This window comes from Alcaligenes faecalis, assembly GCF_009497775.1.
In the GTDB taxonomy this organism is placed as follows: Bacteria; Pseudomonadota; Gammaproteobacteria; order Burkholderiales; family Burkholderiaceae_B; genus Alcaligenes; species Alcaligenes faecalis_D.
In genome coordinates this window covers 883,750-898,222 of sequence record NZ_CP031012.1, presented here as the reverse complement: position 1 = coordinate 898,222, position 14,473 = coordinate 883,750, and the positions used below count along the sequence as shown (strand labels likewise).

Annotated in this window: 13 protein-coding genes; 7 read left to right on the top strand and 6 right to left on the bottom strand. The window is 57.6% G+C overall.

The annotated features are described in order from the left end of the window. Window positions 1-70 precede the first annotated feature (70 nt). The 3 genes from DUD43_RS04100 to DUD43_RS19090 are packed head-to-tail and all read right to left on the bottom strand — an operon-like array spanning window position 71 to window position 2,694. Window positions 71-1,591, bottom strand: coding sequence for a fumarate hydratase (locus tag DUD43_RS04100; RefSeq protein ID WP_042483647.1), 1,521 nt, complete (start codon window positions 1,589-1,591; stop codon window positions 71-73). A 39-nt stretch (window positions 1,592-1,630) separates the two neighbouring features. Continuing rightward, the gene (locus DUD43_RS04095) at window positions 1,631-2,398 is read right to left on the bottom strand and encodes a crotonase/enoyl-CoA hydratase family protein (protein WP_153229260.1); all 768 of its coding nucleotides are present in this window, start codon (window positions 2,396-2,398) and stop codon (window positions 1,631-1,633) included. A gap of 50 nt (window positions 2,399-2,448) precedes the next feature. Next, on the bottom strand, window positions 2,449-2,694 hold the full coding sequence (locus DUD43_RS19090; protein ID WP_162473396.1) for a hypothetical protein: 246 nt from the start codon (window positions 2,692-2,694) through the stop codon (window positions 2,449-2,451). Between DUD43_RS19090 and glyQ the strand changes: the two genes are divergently transcribed. From glyQ to DUD43_RS04060, 7 genes are all read left to right on the top strand, one after another. After that, entirely contained in the window at window positions 2,641-3,546 is a 906-nt protein-coding gene (gene glyQ / locus DUD43_RS04090) for a glycine--tRNA ligase subunit alpha (protein WP_026485201.1), read from the top strand. The genes DUD43_RS19090 and glyQ overlap by 54 nt on opposite strands. Beyond that, the gene (gene glyS / locus DUD43_RS04085; protein ID WP_153229259.1) at window positions 3,546-5,678 is read left to right on the top strand and encodes a glycine--tRNA ligase subunit beta; all 2,133 of its coding nucleotides are present in this window, start codon (window positions 3,546-3,548) and stop codon (window positions 5,676-5,678) included. Before glyQ ends, glyS begins: the two co-directional genes overlap by 1 nt. Beyond that, on the top strand, window positions 5,678-6,217 hold the full coding sequence (gene gmhB, locus DUD43_RS04080; RefSeq protein WP_009454972.1) for a D-glycero-beta-D-manno-heptose 1,7-bisphosphate 7-phosphatase: 540 nt from the start codon (window positions 5,678-5,680) through the stop codon (window positions 6,215-6,217). Before glyS ends, gmhB begins: the two co-directional genes overlap by 1 nt. A 1-nt stretch (window position 6,218) precedes the next feature. Beyond that, window positions 6,219-6,968, top strand: coding sequence for a lysophospholipid acyltransferase family protein (locus tag DUD43_RS04075; protein ID WP_153229258.1), 750 nt, complete (start codon window positions 6,219-6,221; stop codon window positions 6,966-6,968). Next, window positions 6,934-7,815 (top strand): M48 family metallopeptidase, encoded by an 882-nt coding sequence (locus DUD43_RS04070; protein WP_153229257.1) that lies wholly within the window; start codon window positions 6,934-6,936, stop codon window positions 7,813-7,815. Before DUD43_RS04075 ends, DUD43_RS04070 begins: the two co-directional genes overlap by 35 nt. Before the next feature lie 29 nt (window positions 7,816-7,844). Next, window positions 7,845-8,240: a lactoylglutathione lyase gene (gene gloA / locus DUD43_RS04065; protein ID WP_153229256.1), complete on the top strand. Its 396-nt coding sequence runs from the start codon at window positions 7,845-7,847 to the stop codon at window positions 8,238-8,240. 183 nt (window positions 8,241-8,423) lie between these two features. Next, on the top strand, window positions 8,424-9,653 hold the full coding sequence (locus DUD43_RS04060; RefSeq protein ID WP_153229255.1) for a nucleoside recognition domain-containing protein: 1,230 nt from the start codon (window positions 8,424-8,426) through the stop codon (window positions 9,651-9,653). A 168-nt stretch (window positions 9,654-9,821) separates the two neighbouring features. Here DUD43_RS04060 and rsmA read toward each other — a convergent pair whose 3' ends face one another. Genes rsmA through DUD43_RS04045 form a run of 3 tightly spaced genes read right to left on the bottom strand, consistent with a single transcriptional unit; the run spans window position 9,822 to window position 14,456 of the window. Continuing rightward, the gene (rsmA, locus tag DUD43_RS04055) at window positions 9,822-10,613 is read right to left on the bottom strand and encodes a 16S rRNA (adenine(1518)-N(6)/adenine(1519)-N(6))-dimethyltransferase RsmA (RefSeq protein ID WP_153229254.1); all 792 of its coding nucleotides are present in this window, start codon (window positions 10,611-10,613) and stop codon (window positions 9,822-9,824) included. Between the two features lie 8 nt (window positions 10,614-10,621). Next, window positions 10,622-12,073, bottom strand: coding sequence for a peptidylprolyl isomerase (locus tag DUD43_RS04050; protein WP_153231527.1), 1,452 nt, complete (start codon window positions 12,071-12,073; stop codon window positions 10,622-10,624). Then, window positions 12,066-14,456 (bottom strand): LPS-assembly protein LptD, encoded by a 2,391-nt coding sequence (locus DUD43_RS04045; RefSeq protein WP_311044625.1) that lies wholly within the window; start codon window positions 14,454-14,456, stop codon window positions 12,066-12,068. The genes DUD43_RS04050 and DUD43_RS04045 overlap by 8 nt, the downstream gene beginning before the upstream one ends. Window positions 14,457-14,473 lie beyond the last annotated feature (17 nt).

Below are 14,473 nucleotides of genomic sequence, written 5' to 3'. Positions count from 1 at the left end.
GCAGACCAGAAACACTCATGCGGGCTTTTCATCTACAGCGCCGGGAAGCCCAGGCTTCCCGCTTCACATCTTACACAGCGACCAAAGAGATCTCTGCAATACGCTTGCGCCACTCGGCAGGGCCGGTGTTGTGCACGGACACACCTTGCGAATCCACGGCCACGGTTACAGGCATATCCTGAACCTCGAACTCGTAAATGGCTTCCATGCCCAGATCTTCAAAAGCCACCACTTTCGCGTTGCGAATGGCTTTGGACACCAGGTAAGCGGAACCACCCACGGCCATCAGGTAAGCCGATTTGTGGGCACGAATCGCTTCAATCGCGGTTGGGCCACGCTCGGCCTTGCCGATCATGGAGATCAGGCCGGTCTTGGCCAGCATCATCTCGGTGAACTTGTCCATGCGAGTCGCAGTGGTTGGGCCTGCTGGGCCAACGGCTTCGTCACGCACAGGATCAACCGGGCCTACGTAGTAAATCACACGGTTGGTGAAGTCCACTGGCAGGGACTCGCCCTTTTCCAGCATGTCCTGAATACGCTTGTGAGCGGCATCACGGCCAGTCAACATCTTGCCCGACAGCAGCAAGGTCTGACCGGGCGTCCAGGAAGCTACTTCTTCAGGAGTCAGCTCGTCCAGGTTCACCTGGCGGGACTTGTTGTAGTCCGGTGCCCAGTGAATGTCAGGCCAGGCCGACAGCGGTGGAGGGGCCAGCTCGGCTGGGCCATTGCCATCCAGCGAGAAATGCACGTGACGGGTCGCCGCACAGTTGGGGATCATGGCCACAGGCTTGGAAGCCGCGTGGGTCGGGAAGGTGTTGATCTTCACGTCCAGCACGGTGGTCAAACCACCCAGACCCTGAGCGCCAATACCCAGGGCATTGACCTTCTCGTACAGCTCGATACGCAGCTCTTCCAGCTTGCTTTGCGGACCGCGTTGCAGCAGCTCGTACATATCGATGTCTTCCATCAGGGCTTCTTTGGCCATCAGCATGGCTTTTTCGGCTGTGCCGCCAACGCCAATACCCAGCATGCCCGGAGGACACCAGCCAGCTCCCATCGTAGGAACGGTCTTGAGTACCCAATCAACCAGAGAATCGCTGGGGTTGAGCATCACGAACTTGCTCTTGTTTTCCGAACCACCACCCTTGGCTGCGACTTGAATGTCGACCTGATCCCCAGCGATCAGTTCGACATTCACAATACAGGGCGTGTTGTCACGCGTGTTCTTGCGCGTGAACAGGGGGTCGTTCAGGATGGAGGCCCGCAGCGGGTTATCCGGATTCAGATAACCGCGACGTACCCCCTCATCACAGAGCTCCTGCAAGGAGCGCTTGGTATCAAAGCGCACACCCATGCCCACTTTCAGGAATACGTTGACCACCCCGGTGTCCTGACAGATGGGGCGGTGCCCCTCGGCACACATGCGCGAGTTAGTCAGGATCTGGGCGATGGCATCTTTGGCCGCCGGGTTCTGCTCGCGCTCGTAAGCACGGGCCAGATGCTCCAGATAGTCGGTGGGATGGTAGTAACTGATGAACTGCACCGCATCAGCGATGGACTGAATCAGATCGTCTTCTTTGATCGTGGTCATGGTGGCGTCTATATAAAAAACGGGATGAACAAGGGGAAACTATTTGCCCTGCCAGACAGGCTCGCGCTTTTCAGCGAAGGCCGTCGCGCCTTCCTTGGCGTCTGCAGAGGTGAAAATGCCGGCGATACGTGGGCGTTGCAGATCAAACAGATCCGACTGACGCCAGTCGCGCGACTGGGAAATAATGCTCTTGGCGGTTTGCACGGCCAAAGGACCGTTGGCTGCAATCTGCTCGGCCAGTGCCAGAGCCTGCTCGGTAGCTTTGCCGGGTTCGGCCAAACGGCTGACCAGACCCAGCTCTGCCATGCGGGCTGCGGGGTACATGCCACCGGTCAGCACCATTTCCATGGCCATGTGATAAGGAACACGGCTGGGCAAACGCACCATGCCACCCGATCCGGGGACAATGCCGCGTTTTACTTCAGGCAAGCCAAAGTTGGCGCTGTTGGCGGCAACAATCAGGTCGCAGGACAGGGCAATTTCAAAACCACCGGCCAGGCAATAGCCTTCCACGGCGGCAATCAGAGGTTTGGCTGGTGGACGCTCGCAAATACCGGCAAAGCCACGGTCGCCTACATAGGGGCGCTGGCCTGTCTTGGCAAAGGCTTTCAGATCCATACCGGCGCAGAACGTATTGTTGGCACCGGTCAGCACGCCCACGGCAATGCTGGGATCGGCATCGAACTCATCCAGGGCCTGGGCCAGCGCCTGCGCAGTTTCCAGGTTGATGGCATTGCGTGCCTCGGGACGGTTCAAGGTAATCAACACTACCTTGCCGATACGTTCAAGCGTGACAAGTTCACTCATGGACCTAGCCTCCTTTAGACTGCTGCCCGAGATTCTGTTTCAAGATCAGGTCAGCAAATAAGCAGTATTTGGACAAACGCATATGATACGTCTAAAAACAACTTGACCGCCCGGTACACAGCGGCCTTGCCCATGGCCCGGACGGCCAAAATAGCCCATTGCGGGCGCTTTTCTGCTGCAAGGGCGCAGTTCACGCTAAAATAGAAAAATTTTGCAGATTCTCGCTTTACTGGCCATTGCTCATGCTCACCTTTCAGCAAATCATACTTACGCTCCAGCAATACTGGGACAAGCACGGATGCGCTCTGCTTCAGCCCTACGATATGGAAGTCGGTGCCGGAACCTCTCATACGGCAACCTTTTTGCGGGCCATCGGCCCCGAACCCTGGCGCGCTGCCTATGTGCAGCCTTCGCGCCGCCCCAAAGACGGGCGTTACGGGGACAACCCCAACCGCCTGCAACACTATTACCAGTTTCAGGTCGTGCTCAAGCCCGCACCTGAAAACATTCTGGACTTGTATATCGGCTCGCTGGAAGCCTTGGGCATCAACCCCAAAGCGCACGACATCCGTTTTGTTGAAGACGACTGGGAAAACCCGACACTGGGCGCCTGGGGTCTGGGCTGGGAAGTCTGGCTCAACGGTATGGAAGTCACCCAGTTCACCTACTTCCAGCAAGTAGGCGGCCTGGATTGCACGCCAACCACGGGCGAAATCACCTATGGTCTGGAACGTCTGGCCATGTACTTGCAAGGCGTGGAAAGCGTCTACGATCTGGTCTGGACCGAAGGTCACAACGGCCAGCGCATTTACTACCGCGACGTGTTCCACCAGAACGAAGTGGAGCAATCCACCTACAACTTCGAGCACGCCAGCACCGATGTGCTGTTTGCGCATTTCAACGACTACGAAGCCGAAGCCAAGCGCATCATTGACGTGCCGCTGGCCCTGCCCGCTTACGAGCAAACGCTGAAAGCGGCTCATACCTTCAATATGCTGGATGCCCGCGGCGCCATCAGTGTGACTGAGCGCGCTGCCTATATTGGCCGTATCCGCAATCTGTCCCGCGCGGTTGCACAGGCTTACTACGACTCCCGCGAACGCCTAGGTTTCCCCATGCTGAGCAACAAATCCTCGGAGGCCAAGTAATGAACGCCTCCACCACACAGCCTTTGCTGATTGAACTGTTCACCGAAGAACTGCCCCCCAAAGCGCTGCAACAGCTGGGTCAGGCCTTTAGCGAAGGTCTGCAAAAAGTATTGAGCGAACAGGCCCTGCTGGCCCCGAACTGTGAAGTGCGTGCCTATGCCACGCCGCGCCGCCTGGCCGCCTGGTTCAGCGCTGCTTACCAGCAAGCCGAAGACCAGCCTTACACCGAAAAACTGATGCCCGCCCATATTGGCCTGGATGCCAACGGCGAGATCGCCCCGGCTCTGGCCAAGCGTCTGGCCGCCAAAGGTCTGGAACATCTGAAAGCCAGCGACCTGCTGCGCGAATCCGATGGCAAACAGGATTACCTGTACGCCAGCGGCATTGCCACTGGTGCTGCCCTGAAAGACGGCCTGCAGGAAGCCCTGGAATGGTCGATTACCCACCTGCCCATCCCTAAAGTGATGCGCTACCAGTTGGCCGATGGTGTCAGCAGCGTACGCTTTGTGCGCCCTGCCCACGGTCTGGTCGCCCTGTGGGGTTCGGACATTGTTCCCGTCAGCGCGCTGGGCCTGCAAGCCGGTCGCCAGACACACGGCCACCGGTTCATGTGCGATGCCCCCTTCGACATCCGTGACGCCGACAGCTGGGCCGCACAAGTCCAGGAGCAAGGCTGGGTGGTTCCTTCCTTCGAAGTTCGCCGCGAACAGATTCGCACCGACCTGGAAGCTGAAGCCAAACGTCTGAACTCCACCTTGGGCGACGATCCCGAAGTAGAAGCGTTGCTGAACGAAGTCACCGCTCTGGTTGAATACCCCACCGTGTACGTGGGCCAATTCGACGAGCAATTCCTGCAAGTGCCTTCCGAATGTCTGATTCTGACCATGCGTCTGAATCAAAAGTACTTCCCGCTGTTTGATCCCGCCACACAAAAGCTGACCAATCGCTTCCTGATCGTCAGCAATATGAAGGTGGACGATCCCAGCAACATCATCGAAGGTAACGAGCGCGTGGTTCGCCCCCGTTTGGCGGACGCCCAGTTCTTCTTTGAGACTGATCGCAAGCAAACCCTGGCCGAGCGTGTTTCCACGCTGGCTGGCAGCGTGTACCACAACAAGCTGGGTTCGCAGCTGGACCGTATCGAGCGTTTGCAATCCGTGGCTGGCTACATCGCCAAGCAACTGGGTGCCAATGAAGAGCACGCCCGTCGTGCCGCCCTTCTGGCCAAGGCAGACCTGAACTCCAATATGGTGGGCGAGTTCCCCGAGCTGCAAGGCGTGATGGGTGCGTACTACGCCCAAGGCGATGGCGAGCCCGAGGACATCGTGCTGGCGATTCGCGAGCAATACCGTCACCGTCTGGACCAGCCTGTCACAGAAGCCAGCCTGACCCAGGCCATCCTGTTCCTGGCCGAGCGCGCCGAGGTTCTGGTCGGTATCTGGGGCATTGGTCTGGCTCCTACTGGCGAACGCGATCCCTACGCCCTGCGCCGTGCGGCTCTGGGCCTGATCAGCGCCTACGAACAGTTGCAAGCCGGTGCCCAGCTGAAGGCCAATAGCCTGAATCTGGATACGCTGCTGAACACCACCGCGTCCTTCTTCAAGGATGGTGTTCTGGCTGCTGACACCGTAGAGGCGGTTCAAACCTTCATTTACGAACGCTACCGCAACCAGCTCAGCAACGATTACGAGCGCAGCGTGGTAGATGCCGTGCTGGCCCTGCGTCCTCCACTGGAACAGGTTCACGCCCGTATCCAGGCTTGCGCCTCCTTTGCCCAACGCCCTGAAGCCGAGAGCCTGGCTGCCGCCAACAAGCGCGTCAGCAATCTGCTCAAGAAAGCCGAAGGCGAACTGGCAACGCTGGACGACAAGCTGCTGGTCGAACCCGCCGAGCGCGAGCTGGCTGCCAAGATTCAGGAATTGCAGCCCGTGGCCCAGGCCCAATTTGAAGCCGGTGAATTTGACGCTTCCCTGGCCACCTTGGCCCAGGCCCGTGGTGCCGTGGATAACTTCTTCCAGGACGTCATGGTCATGGCCGAAGATCCTGCCATCCGTGCCAACCGCCTGGCCTTGCTGGCCAAGCTGCATGCACTGATGAACCAGGTTGCGGATCTTTCCAGGCTGGCTAACTAGTGAAACTCGCCATTATTGATCGGGACGGTGTCATCAACCATGACAGCGATGCCTTTATCAAAAGCCCACAGGAGTGGGAGGCCATTCCAGGCAGTCTGGAGGCCTTGGCCCGCCTGACCGAAAACGGCTGGAAGGTGGTGATTGCCACCAACCAGTCCGGTCTGGCGCGTGGTTTGTTTTCCATGACCACGCTGAACGCCATCCACGCCAAGATGCGTCGTGAACTGGCCTTGCTGGGTGGCTTTATCGACGCCATCTTTATTTGCCCGCACGGCCCGGATGATGGCTGCACCTGTCGCAAACCGGCCCCCGGCATGTTTCGCGACATTGCACATCGCTATGAAGTGAACCTGCAAACCGTACCCTCGGTAGGCGATTCCTTGCGTGATCTGCAAGCGGCCAGCCAAGCCGGTTGTGCCCCCTGGCTGGTCCAGACCGGCAAAGGCATGCGTACCCTAGAGAAAGGCGGCTTGCCCGAAGGCACGCGCGTCGAGGCCGATCTGGCCGCTGTTGTCGACAAATGGCTCCACGGAAACTGATATGGGCATTATCCGCGCTTCACTCTATCAACTCTTTTTGTTGATTACCGTTATCCCCTACGCCTTTGCCTGCCTGCTTATTGCGCCGCTGCCTCTGGATGTGCGCTATCGCTTCACTACCGGCTGGCCGCGTCTGGCTGTCTGGGGTGCGCGCACGATTCTGGGCATACGCTGGCAGACCAAGGGCTGGGACAACCTGCCCGACGGCAAGGCCATCATCCTGTCCAAGCACCAGTCGGCCTGGGAAACTCTGTTCTTTCCTTCCTACATGCCGCGTCAGGTCTGCTTTGTGTACAAGCGCGAGCTACACAAAGTCCCTTTCTTTGGCTGGGGACTGGCCCTGCTGCGCATGATCCCTATTGATCGCGCCAAGGGCCGGGATGCCTTTGAACAAGTCATCAAGATCGGGCAGCAGCGCATTGACGAAGGCCGCTGGCCCCTCTTGTTCCCGGAAGGGACTCGTACCGCCCCTGGCTCTACCGGCCGCTACAAAATGGGCGGCGCCTTGCTGGCCTGCCGTACCGGCACGCCCATTATTCCCGTAGCGCATAATGCGGGCGAATGCTGGCGTCGCAATGCCTTTATCAAGACGCCGGGCTTGGTTACTATCTCCTTTGGTCCTCCCATTGATCCCACCGGGCTGACCCCTGAAGAAGTCAACCAACGCGTACAAACATGGATTGAAACCGAAATGCGCGTCTTGAATCCGGAACGCTATGACGGTCCCCCCACAACTGGCTCTGTTTCCTGACACGGCCTTTCCCCACCCGGCGCAGCGGCAAGAAAAGCCGCCCGCCGGTTCTGCTCTGCCCCCCAAAAGCGCCTTGACTGTCCGGCCCGAGAGCTTGCCGGAAGGCGTGCAATGGCAGCAGGTGCAGCTGGATGGTCACACCATTGGCTATCAGCTCAAACGCTCCCGCCGCCGTACCCTGGGCCTGACCATCAACGACAGCGGCCTGACGGTTGCCCTGCCTTCCTGGGTCAAGATCAGTCAAGCCGAACAAGTACTGCACAGCAAAAGCGCCTGGATACTGCGCAAGCTGCGCGAGTATCAGCAGCGTCGTGAACAACTGGCCTTGCAAAGCCTGCAATGGGTAGATGGCGATACCCTGCCCTTTATGGGGATGCCCATCCGTCTTAGCCTGAACCCGCAGATTCAGCAGGTGCATTTTGACGGCCAGCCCGGCCAGGTTCTACGAGGTCAAGGCCTGTCGCTCCCCTTGCCCGTCGGTGCCGAGCCACAGCGCGTTCAGGAGCTGACCCAGGCCTGGCTGCAGAAACAGGCCAGGCAATGGTTTGAACAGCGGCTGCAACACTATCTGAATCTGTCCGGTTTGAGTGCCAGCAAATTACGGCTGGCCGCGCCCGCCAAACGCTGGGGGTCCTGCAACAGTGACGGCACCATCATGCTGAACTGGCGCCTGATACACTTTCACCCATCCATCATTGATTACGTCGTCGCTCACGAGGTCGCGCATCTGCAAGAGATGAATCACGGCCCACGTTTCTGGGCCTTGGTCGAAACGCTCTACCCTGATTTTGTCAATGCGCGCAATCAGTTACGACAATATGATCCAGGCACCCTGCCCCTGCTTTAAGGCAGGTTGAACTCTAGGAGCTCTACCTTATGCGTATCCTGCACACCATGCTGCGTGTCGGCAATCTGGACCGTTCTCTGGCCTTTTACACCGAAGTGCTGGGCATGAAATTGCTGCGCCAGTCCGACTACCCGGACGGCCGCTTCACCCTGGCTTTTGTGGGCTATCAGGACGAGTCCGAAGCCGCCGCACTGGAGCTGACCCACAACTGGGACACCCCCTCTTATGATTTGGGTGATGCCTACGGCCACATCGCGCTGGAAGTGCCTGATGCCTACAAAGCCTGTGAGGACATCAAGGCCCGCGGCGGCAAGGTCGTACGCGAAGCCGGCCCCATGAAACACGGCACCACCGTGATTGCGTTTGTGGAAGATCCGGACGGCTACAAGATTGAACTGATCCAGTCCAAAGGACGCGTGGATTAAAGCAAACAGAACCGGCCTTCACTGGCCGGTTTTTTTATAGCTCCCCAGCTCAGCACAAACCTGCTCAAATCCTGCTTTGCGACTATTTGTGCCGCCACCCTTACATACCGTAGCCGTTAAAACCCGCCTGTATTCTGCGACAATCTAACTTGGCTTTTCCCTGCCCTGTTTACTGCCAACACTATGCTCAATACTCTTTGGCTGTTTTTCTTCCTGATTGCCGCTGTCAGCGGCTTTTACCAGTGGCTGGTAGGGGGAAATAGCGAAATTTTTGCGCAGATGGTGCGCAGCCTGTTCGATATGGCTGCCCTGTCCGTGCAACTGATGCTGCTGCTTTTCGGCACGCTCACCCTGTGGTTGGGTTTCCTGAAGATTGCCGAGAAGGCCGGGCTGATCGATACCCTGGCTCGCTGGCTGGGACCGCTGTTCAGCCGTCTGATGCCCGGCGTGCCTGCTGGCCACCCGGCTTTGGGGCTGATCACCCTGAACTTTGCCGCCAATGGCCTGGGCCTGGACAATGCCGCCACGCCAATAGGTTTGCGAGCCATGAAGTCGCTGCAAACCCTGAACCCGCATCCGGACACCGCCACCAATGCCCAGATCCTGTTTCTGGTGCTGAATGCTTCCTCACTGACACTGATCCCCATCAGCATCTTCATGTACCGGGCTCAACAAGGTGCACCTGATCCTACGATGGTGTTTCTGCCCATTCTGCTGGCGACCACCGCTTCCTCACTGGCAGGACTGCTAAGCGTAGCCCTGGTGCAGCGCCTGCGTCTGTTTGATCCGGTGCTGATGTTGTGGTTTGGGGTGTTTGCACTGATTCTGGGCTCCTTCATGGCCTTGCTGGCCACTTTGAGTGCAGCAGCCATTCAATCGCTTTCCTCCTTGCTGGGCAACCTGACCCTGCTGTCCATTATCTGGCTGTTCCTGCTGATGGGCTGGCGTCGCAAGATTCCTTTGTATGAAGCCTTTGTAGAAGGTGCCAAGGAGGGCTTTGGGGTCGCCAGGGATCTGCTGCCCTATCTGGTTGCCATGCTGTGCGCTGTGGGCGTGCTACGCAGCTCTGGTGCCCTGGATATCGTGCTGGACGTAATCCGCTGGCTGGTGAACCTGACCGGATTGGATACGCGCTTTATTGATGCACTGCCTACGGCTTTGGTCAAACCTTTCTCGGCCGGTGCCGCTCGTGCCTTGCTGATCGAAACCATGCAGCATCACGGCGTAGACAGTTTCCCGGCGCTGCTGGGGGCAACCGTGCAGGGCAGCACCGAGACTACCTTCTATGTGCTGGCGGTATATTTTGGCGCAGTCGGCATACAACGCGCCCGCCATGCGGTTTCCTGCGCCTTGATTGCCGATCTGGCCGGGGTACTGGCCTCGATTGCGGTCTGCTATTGGTTCTTTGGCTAAGGGTTCAGGGTTCAGCGTGAGGGTAAGACACTTCGCCCCAACAGACTCAGCCATGAATCACTGATCATTCCATGGACATGTAGCCTTACAAAACCCCGTAAAGAAAAACACCCCAAAACGGAATCGATATCCAATTTTGGGGTGTTTTTCTTTACGGGGTTTTGTCTATCAGGCAGCCTGTATAACGCCCTTATCCATCAGGTGATCGGCCAGGGCAATGTACTTTTCCAAGGACAAATCCGCTGGACGGCTGGTAGGTGCAATGTCCAGCGCTTCCCAGTCGATATGCGCCGCCCAGTCACCCAGACCACCCCGCAACATCTTGCGCTTTTGCGAGAAAGCCCGAGCCACAACCTGGCTGAACACACGTGCATCACGAGCCTGGGGACGATCTGCCGCCAAGGGCACCATACGCACGACGGCCGACACAACACGCGGTGGTGGGTTGAATGCCTCGGGGGGCACTTCAAACAGTTTGGTCATGCGGTAGCGTGCCTGCAGCATCACCGACAAACGACTGTAATCCGAAGAGCCGGGCTTGGCGACCATGCGGTCGATCACTTCCCGTTGCAGCATGAAATGCTGGTCCACCACAGCATCTGCGTAGTCCAGCAGATGAAACAGCAAAGGGCTGGAGATGTTGTAAGGCAGGTTACCGACAATACGCAAATCCGGGCCCAAAGCACCGAAGTCCACGCTCAAGGCATCAGCCTCAATGATTTCCAGCTTGCTGGGCGAATAATGATTGCGCAGGCGGGCTGCCAGATCACGGTCAATCTCGACCACACGCAAGCGCTCCAGCGCCTGCGTCAGCGGTCGGGTCAGGGCCGAGAGGCCCGGACCGATTTCCACCATATTATCGATAGGCCGAGGGCCAATCGCTCGGATGATCTGGTCGATGATGGCCTGATCTTCCAGAAAGTTCTGTCCAAAGCGCTTGCGCGCCTGATGCTGGGCCATACCTATCCTTAGCGACGGCGGGTGCTGGACTCGGGGTCCAAACGGTTATCAATATAAGCGCGGCCGCGCAGGCTGTTCAGCCAGTCTTCAAAAGCGGGCTCGGCACGCTGCTGGAACAGGGCCTGACGAGCCTGCATACGCTTGTACTCGCTTTCCATATTGCGGGTACGGCGCTCGATCACCTGAATCAGGTGCCAGCCAAACTGGGATTCGACAATCACACTATCGTTACCGGGTTGCAGCTTGTCCATGGCTTGCTCGAATGGAGGCACGGTTTCGCCCGGCGAGAGCCAGCCCAGATCACCACCTTGTGGTGCGCTGCTGTCTTCCGAGTAGCGCTTGGCCAGATCCTGGAAGGACTCGCCATTGCGCAGACGCACTTGCAACTGTTCGATACGCTGACGAGCCTGCTCGGAGGTCATGACTTTAGAGAGCTTGACCAGAATATGGCGGGCGTGAGTCTGGGTCACCATCATGGGGCCCGATTGAGCCGATGCCGCACTGGCCACAGGCGAGATATTGGCAGGCGCAGCACCGCCGCGCTCCAGCACCTTCAGAATATGGAAACCTTGACCACTACGGATCAGGTTGGAGACCTGACCGGGAGCCAGATTATGGACAGCTTGTGCAAACAGATCAGGCCAATCGGACAAGGAACGGGTTCCCATCACGCCGCCATTCAAGGCTTCCTGACCATCCGAATTGGAAGCGGCCAAACCGGCAAAGTCTGCACCCGAACGAGCTTGGGCCAACAGGCCTTCAGCCTTGGTGCGCAAACGAGCTTCTTCACTGGAATTAGCGCCTTCAGGCACACGCACCAGAATCTGCGCCAGGCTGACTGGTGCATTCTGGTTTTGTGTTGCCGATTGCCCCAGATTGCTCAAACCAGCACCACCTTGAGAGCGCAGGTAAATATCAATATCAGCATCCGTAATATTGATGCTGCTGTCGACCGCACGCATGCGCAGTTGATCCAGCAGGATTTCCTGCTTCAGATTAGTGCGGTACTGCTCCCAGCTGATACCGTTCTTTTCAATCTCGGCACGCAGCTGGGCTTCAGTCATATTGTTGCGCGAGGAAATCATGCGCACGCCTTCATCCACCTGCTGCGCACCGATCGAGATGCCCATGGCGCGAGCTTCTTGCTGCTCCAGGCGCTCATTGATCAGACGCTGCAGAACCTGCTTACGCAGCACGTCATGATCAGGAGCGGGAATTTTCTGTTGCTTTAGCTGCTCCAGCACCTGAGCGGCTTCCTGATCGACCTGACGCAGGGTAATCACCTCGTCATTGACCACAGCAGCGATACCATCCACAAACTGGGGACCAGCAGGTGCTGCTTTATGAGATGCAGCGGGCTTGGACTGCGCCTGAGCCATTTGGGCCGTGCCCAGACCCATTACGGCCATCATGGCCAATGACAGGGTACGGTTTTTCAAGCTGAAACGCATATTATTCATACCTCTCATGAATCATTTTTTCCTGTACGGGGTCCGAGACGGTTTCATAACCAATCACGCGATCACGCAGCATTTTGATAGGGTCGTTACCAATCCCGCCCAGACCGGAGAGCTCCAGCTGGAAGAACAGGGCCTTATTGGTTTCACTAGCCGAAACCGCATAGCGCTGCATCACCACACGAGCCGCCCAGCAACAGTCACCTTTGTACTCCAAGCCCATCACGGTTTGTGTTCCGCGGCTTTCCTGGATGGAGTAATCGTAACGTCCCACAGCATACAACTTGTTGGTCAAGGGCCATTGGCCTGTCATGGAAACGTATTCTTTGCCTCGGTGATCATCCTCGGGCGGCGTGAAGGTGGGTTCCACAACCTGACGGGGGTCACGTTCATAACGATAGTTCACACCCAGTGTTGCCAGGCGTTTAGGACGCCAACGAATACCGGAGGCCAGACGATTGCGGCGCTTTTCATCCGGATTGAATTGCGCATCGAAATTGACCGAGAACGTATTGGTCAGGGCTGCACTGGCGCCGACCAAATAGTCCGAACGGGTGCTGGTACGGGCTTGTTCGTCGCTTAGCGTGACAGTTTGCTTATCGAAGTACAAGCGCTGAGCAGCCTGCAGAACCAGACGCTCGTAGCCGGTGTCGGCATCCAGCCAGCGGGAAGTCAGGCCCACGGTAACCTGGTTCGCATTGGAAATACGGTCCCAGCCACCGGAGAAAATGTTTTCGCTAAAGGCCTGGGCAAAGTTGAAACTGGCCAGACTGGTGTCAAACAGGGGCAAAGACGACTGGTCCCGATAGGGCACGTACAGATAGTAAACACGTGGCTCCAGCGTCTGGATGGAGTCATTGCCAAACAAAGTCGTTTCGCGCTCGAAAGTCATGCCGGTATCCAGGGACAGGATAGGCAAAACGCGACTTTGCGTACGGGAACGACCGGCATATCTGGCATCCATCACTGGATCACCCGCATACCAGTCCATCTGGTACTGGCTCATGTGCAACCCTGCTTTAGGTGTGACGTACCAGCCCGGACGAATGATGGGATAAGCCACCGTGGTATACGACGAGAAACGCGTGCCATCCGGAGCCTGACGCGTATAACGCATCTTGTCGAATGTATCCAGATTACCGCTGTAAAACGGCATGCGGAAACGAGTGGCGTAGTTATCGCTGACTACATCAAAGCCGCCCCAGTTATAGCGCGAGGCACCCAGATACCACTCAGGCAACTTGTCGTACTGTGGCTGACGATATCCGGCGCTGGCATCCTGCAAAGTCTGATAGCGAGTCGCGCTGACAGAGGCACGGAAATACTTGGAACCGCCCCATCCAAGGCTGACGGTGCTGGCCAGATCCTGAATGGTGGAATCGTTTAATCCAAAGCTGCTGAAGTCACGGAAGTAATCGTCATCTGATGCTCGACGGATATCCGCATTCAAGTAGAAGCTGGCAGGCAGGCTCTGGCGATATTGCCCCATGAACAGCCAACGCTTGTAGCCCAGTTCCTTGTCATCAGGCAGGTAATTACCGGTCAGTTCTCCGGAGAAGCTGTCACCCAGATAACGGAACTCACCACCCAGCATGGCACCGCGCTTGCCCATGAAGCGTGGCGTCAGGGTGGCATCGTAATTGGGGGCCAGGTTCAGGTAGTACGGCACGCTCAGGTCTATACCACCACGCGTCGTCATGCCGTAAGTAGGCAAAAGGAAACCCGACTTGCGCTCTTTGCGCAGCGGGAAGGTCAAGTAGGGGGAATACAACAGGGGCACGCCCTTGAAGTACAGGACGCCATTACGCGCCACCCCTTCGTTTTCCTTGGAATACAGATCAACCTTGGGCGACTGGATATACCAGGCAGGTTCAGGACACGGGCAGCCCGAGTAATTCACATCGGACAGGCGCATATGATTGGAGCTGAAAATATCAGCCTGCGTCGCTGTACCGCTGCCGCCGGTAGCCCCCAGCCAGAACTCCGGGGACGACATGCGCCCCGTATCCGCGTCCAGGTTGTAATCAAACTCCGGGCTGCGCACCAAGGCGCCATCACGCATGATCAGGCCGTTGCCACGCACTTCCACCTGGCCGGTTTTTTCCTGATAGTCGATCCGGTCGCCTTTGACGACGGAATCAATGCGCCGAACCTGGGCACCGCCTTCCAGGCGCAGGGTGCCGTCTTCCAGTGTTTTCATCTGGTCGCCTATCAGATAGACGGCCATATCCTCTTCCTGGAGCTTGCGCACTTGCAAACCGGGGGACGTCTTTAAAGACGGACGCACGGACGACTGAGCCTGGGCGACCCCCATGCCTGTCATCATCAACACGATATACCACGCCGCAACTCGCACTAAGACTGCGCCTCCAGTTGTGTCCTGCATTTATGTCCTGCATTTGT